The following is a 5,030-nucleotide window of genomic DNA, read 5'->3' as shown; positions in this document are numbered from 1 at the left end:
GAATACTCAGGCTTGAGGGCGATATATTTACGGGTGAGCCTGATGATCTTCTGTGCCGTCTCTTCCGTCACCGGCACGGCATTCTCGGCAATCGCGGCGCCGTACCTCGGCCAGACAACGGACACCTGCTCGATCAACTCCTTCGCCGCGGCATCGGTCATCTCAAAGCTGGTATCAAGAAGGTTCCCAATCAGCTCCATCGCGTAATCGCCCTGCTCAGTGGCGATTTTACGGAGGCTATCGGAGAGCATAACTTCGAAGGTGACGAGGTCCTTGAACACGAGCGGGTTCTTCTCTTTCTTCTTCGCCAGCTCGATCACCTCGTCATCCCCGAGGATCCAGTCCGCGGTCTGCTCAAGCCGGAGCCTGTCGGCGGCGTCAAGTTGGTCTATGGGTTTACAGAAGCGGCACATTAAATACTGTCTCCTGCCTGATCATCATCACTTTTCTGAATCACTACGCCTCCGAACCCTCCCACACACGCTGCCAGCTTTATGATCTGGGCGGTCAGCCAAAGACGGAACCGCGTCATGCTGGCACCCTTGAGCTTCACCGTGAGCATCGCACCCTTCATTAAATCGCCCGCCCAGATCGTGGTATCTGCTTTCGCCATTGGCGTATCCCCTTTCTATGAATCCTCCTTAGTCAGCTTCGCATCCAAGCATGGTGCAACCCTGAACCTCTTCGCGTTTCTAGCCGTGATGGTCAGGACAGTGCCATCGTCAAATCCCAACCTGAGTTTATGCAACACCATCGATCCATCGTCGCACCCATCCCCCGCGGTGGAGATTGATTCAACCTTTCTCTGGAGGATGCACTCGAGATTAGGCATTACACTTCACTCCTCTATTTATCCTTCCCGAATTTGAGGGCGGCTGGCCGGAATTGAACCGGGACATAGATAGATAAAACATTTATTCGCTGCACCCTTGCGGGCTCTCGTCACTCAGCGCGCAGCCGCCTTTTCCTTTTCACACTATAAGCTGGTCCTCGACCTTACCTTCTCTCTCGCGCTGCTCATCTATTAGGGTCCTTAAAGTTCCGCATTTACCTCGCGACTTCTTGGATTTGCCCCACCGGATACCCTCGTAATTCTTCCTTCCCGTCTCCGTGAAAGGCTTTGAAATGATCGTCATGCTCCCCTCATCATTCCGAACCCTCTGCTGAGCCTGCGCCCTCGGTCTGTTTCATTCTCATGTTCATGTGGACATTTAACCCCCTAGTCAAATGTCCTGTGGACTTTTAACCACATGTTCTGGCGTCCACAGGACTATGCCGCCTTATCGAGCCTTTTTGCGTGATTCCTGATGTGGAGCAGCGTATCCGTCATCATCTCAACGAGCGCCTCGGCCATTTTGTTCTTCTGCTTCTCGCCCATCTGTACCGGACTACCCATGAATTGCGCTCGTATACCTTCAACGACTTCCTGGATGCTCATGTTGCCTTCCCTATCCTCGTAAAGCGGCATCCTCGTCCCTAAGTGCTTATTGGCGAGCTCTCTCACTGCATTGATTGACAGCCCACCCATCCTTCCCGTCGCATCAATCATCCGGGCCACCGTGTCCATGTCAGAGAGATCAGGCCCGTCTGATTCGAACTCATGGAACCGGATATACATCGCCGGAAGGATCGTCTTGTTCTGGAGATCGTCGAACTGGTTACGCTGAGGTTTCGCAATCCATCGCTCACACATTCTTTCAGCGGCATCGCTTGTAGCCTTGTTGTAATCGCTTGAGAGGCCCAAGAGGAGGGGTGGGATCCGCTTCGAGCTCATGAGCCGTTTGATGTGGTTCTCGATATACCCCTGGAATGTGGCATCCTGCTTCTGGATCTGGGTGAGGACATGCACCAGTGCCTTCGGGGAGTCTATCTTCCCCACCCCGCCTGCGGTCACCTCAGCAGCCCCCGATGGTATCTGCGCCGCGACAACGCGGTTCTGGCTGTTCTCTCCTTTGCATTCATCAAACGCATCCAGCAGTCTCGCTATCGCTTTATCCCCCTGCCTCGCTCCGCCCATGATCAGCAGAAGGATTGCGGGGATAAGCTTGTTAGCGAAGAAATTAAAATTCTCCATCTCCGCCCGGAACACACCTCCTATGCCGTGCATGTGCGGCAACCAGTCGGGTTCCCCGTATTCCGTCCCGGGTGTGTAGTTCGCGCAGAAAATCATCTCGGTCGCCGCGGAGGCTGCGTCGGCGTCCGCTATCTGCTTGCCGTTGATGTAGGAGAAGTTCCGAGGATCTCCGAACTGTTTGAAGTAGTGCTTCGCGTTCCCTCTTATCTGGACGTAACGCCTGAAATAGTACGGCCGCTCGTCCATGACCCACCGCCAGTTATGGCCCACTCTCGGAATGGTAACGTCCGTGGGCCTGCTGTCTCGAACGAGCAATCGCACCTGGTAACTCGGCACATGCTCCCCCCCGCACGGTATACTGCGACCATCCCTTAAAACCTCCATCGTCCAGAAACCGACATGCTCCTTGTCGGACCGGAACTGCATCCTTACGTCAGTGAAAGATTGATAGGTCGCGAAGTTGTCATAAAATCGCTCGAGGCGCTCTATCTCACCGTCGAGAACCTTGGCCATGTCGTTCCCGTATTTCTCTCCCGTCACTGGATCCGGTTCATCTGCGATGAGGGATGCTATGTCCCCCTTCTTAGGGTCCTTGGGGTCGTAGTATTTGTCATTCTCCTTCACGAGCAGCGGCTTGTAATGGTGACCGAAGCTCTCAATCCCGATCTCGAGAGCCCTGAATATCTGGGGCAGGATTATCGATGTGTGGGCCATGAGACAAAGAACATGTGATGGCACCCGAGGTTTGATCATCCCATTGATCGTCCTGCCTTCGAAAGGATCATCAAAGACCGATCTTGATGGCGTCATCAAGTTTTCCGATCTCCCTGAACCCGAAGCGAGTACCACCAACTGTTCGCATGCCTTATAAACCTGATCATGCCCTTCGACCTTCGCCTTCTTCTGCTTCTTCATTGTTTTTCCCCTTCGTTTTACTGTCCTGCCTCACCTGACTCCTACCACCATCTCCGGATCGCTCCTGCTCGCCATCCTCCAACCGATAAGCTCATTCCCCCTTAGCGCGTACCTGGTAGCGGCGACTCCATGCGCCTCGTCGTCTTTCCTCTGCTGGCCTGCGAGCACCCGATAGGTCTCTTTGGCGGCCTCGCAAAACCCAAGCGCCGGTCTGGGGTTGCCATTCGGATCAGGTCTCAGTACCAGCATGTTGCAGATCGTCTCAGATCCATACTGTCTGCCCTCAGACACAACACGCACACATCGGCGCCCTATCGGTTCTTGGGGTGAGGGGAGAAAAAGCACCGACCTTCGATATTCCTTATCGAGCTCCATGGCGAGGTAGCTATCCTGTGGCACGCTCGGGGGGCCCGTAAAAAGCGCGACTGCCTTGGGGAATCCTGCGGCCTGGTGCTCCCTGACAATCCTATCGGCGAAATCGCTTGCCGCCGTCCTCCTGCTGCTGAACAGATTCTTGACCACCACGGCCGTTTCGAACTCGTCCTTGGGATACCATCTACCCACAACGATCCACACGACCCAGGAGTTCGTCGGCCCCGCATCCGCCCCCATGATGAGCCTCCACCCACTCGACGCCCCCCATTGGTCAACCGGCCAGTCCTTGATCAAATGGGTGTCGGATAGCATCGGGTATTCAGCATCCTCCAGTTTCGGCATCTCGCAGAGGTATTCACAGGCGAATCGTTCCCACGAAAGCTCACGGTACTTCTGCCAGAGGTCATGGATCTCATAGTATCCGCGGCTCCGCTTCGCCCTGCCGCGGCACACATCGGAGAATACATGGGGCTGATTGAGCTGATCGTACTTCACCAGCTTCCGGCAGACCTCATACGGCTGCTCCGGTGTGCATGGGAACGCACATTGCTTGAGTATCTCGAAGCAGCACCAGCGATAAATGGGCTTCCCGGAAATTGCAGCCTCATTGAGCCGCTTCTGCATCAGCCCGTTCGCCTCATGCGACGTTGACAGTTCCTCGATGCGGCATAGCACCCCTTCGGAGGATTGCGCGATCCCTATGGCCGAGCTGTGTATCTTCTCGCGCATGACATCGACCTCGTCCAGCATGAGGATCTGCTCGTGCTCCCCGCGAACACTTGCCTCAGAGGCCATGAGTATCTTCAGGCTCGATCCGTTCCGATATCGCGTCTTCTCGGTGCCCACCTCGCCCTTCACCGTGTCGGAGAAGTTCCCTCGGTCGAAGTAATCGACCTCCTCCTTCATCCTCTTGCTCTGCTCACCAGACCCCCCGAGACATCTAATCCCGCAGTTCTTCTGGAACTGCGCCTTCATATGGGCCGACACGCCGCCTTCGAAAGTCTTTCCTCCGCTGCGGCAGGCGTGCACTATGCAGTCCTCATGCGGCTCCCCGTAACGATCCCGCTCCTCCTGAGTCCAGTTCTCCATGTCCTTCTTGTCGAAGAACGAGCCGACGATGTAATCGAATGGCGCATCATGCCCCTCGCACACCCTCACTGTCGAAACGGGCTTGTAGTAGAGAGCGACATGCGTCCATAGCTCCCTAGGCGTCCTCGGACGGGTGTTTCGAACGGCCTGCATCTCGGGGGGCATCCCAATGCCACTCATTTCGAATCGCCCTCCCTGCCCTGATCCGCTATGCCTTTGCGCTCAAGCAGGAACTTCTTGACCGCATCGGCGTCCTCCTGCGTGACAAGCCCTTCGAGCGCAGTCCTGCTGTCCGGCTCGCCGTGCATGAACTTCAGGAACCGACCTATCGCATCCAGCTTGTTGGCCTTTAGGTATTCGATGAGGTCGGGATGATGCAGTATCGCCGCGAACTCGGCCTCCCGCTTCTTCTGATCCTCGATCCTCTGGGCCTTCTTGATCTTGTCGTGCCAATGTTGCACAGTATGTCCATGCAGCATCTGTATTCCGTGTCCGATCTCAATCTGCTTGGCCTCCATCTCGGCCTGCTTATTAGCGGTTTTTTCCCGTAATTTTTCCGTAACTTTTCCGCTCGGGC

7 protein-coding genes are annotated in these 5,030 nt (G+C 55.5%); all 7 read right to left on the bottom strand.

Annotated features, from left to right (window positions below; translation table 11 throughout):
• Positions 1-413, bottom strand: a 413-nt coding sequence (locus HWQ67_RS12710) for a hypothetical protein (RefSeq protein WP_218253064.1), incomplete at its 3' end; no start/stop codon positions are given.
• A complete protein-coding gene (locus HWQ67_RS12705) occupies positions 413-613 on the bottom strand; it encodes a hypothetical protein (protein WP_218253063.1) in 201 nt (66 codons plus the stop codon). The genes HWQ67_RS12705 and HWQ67_RS12710, both read right to left, overlap by 1 nt.
• Positions 614-628: 15 nt before the next feature.
• Positions 629-832: a hypothetical protein gene (locus HWQ67_RS12700; protein ID WP_218253062.1), complete on the bottom strand. Its 204-nt coding sequence runs from the start codon at positions 830-832 to the stop codon at positions 629-631.
• 139 nt (positions 833-971) lie between these two features.
• Positions 972-1,136 carry a hypothetical protein gene (locus HWQ67_RS12695; protein ID WP_218253061.1) on the bottom strand — a complete coding sequence of 55 codons (165 nt, stop codon included), beginning with the start codon at positions 1,134-1,136 and terminating at the stop codon, positions 972-974.
• A 134-nt stretch (positions 1,137-1,270) separates the two neighbouring features.
• On the bottom strand, positions 1,271-2,989 hold the full coding sequence (locus tag HWQ67_RS12690; protein ID WP_218253060.1) for a hypothetical protein: 1,719 nt from the start codon (positions 2,987-2,989) through the stop codon (positions 1,271-1,273).
• Between the two features lie 30 nt (positions 2,990-3,019).
• The gene (locus HWQ67_RS12685; RefSeq protein WP_218253059.1) at positions 3,020-4,633 is read right to left on the bottom strand and encodes a hypothetical protein; all 1,614 of its coding nucleotides are present in this window, start codon (positions 4,631-4,633) and stop codon (positions 3,020-3,022) included.
• Positions 4,630-5,030: hypothetical protein (locus tag HWQ67_RS12680; protein ID WP_218253058.1), on the bottom strand; the 401-nt coding region annotated here is incomplete at its 5' end. The genes HWQ67_RS12680 and HWQ67_RS12685, both read right to left, overlap by 4 nt.

This window comes from Candidatus Magnetobacterium casense, assembly GCF_019173545.1.
GTDB classification, from domain to species: domain Bacteria; phylum Nitrospirota; class Thermodesulfovibrionia; order Thermodesulfovibrionales; family Magnetobacteriaceae; genus Magnetobacterium; species Magnetobacterium cryptolimnobacter.
This window is presented reverse-complemented; position numbering and strand designations above follow the sequence as displayed.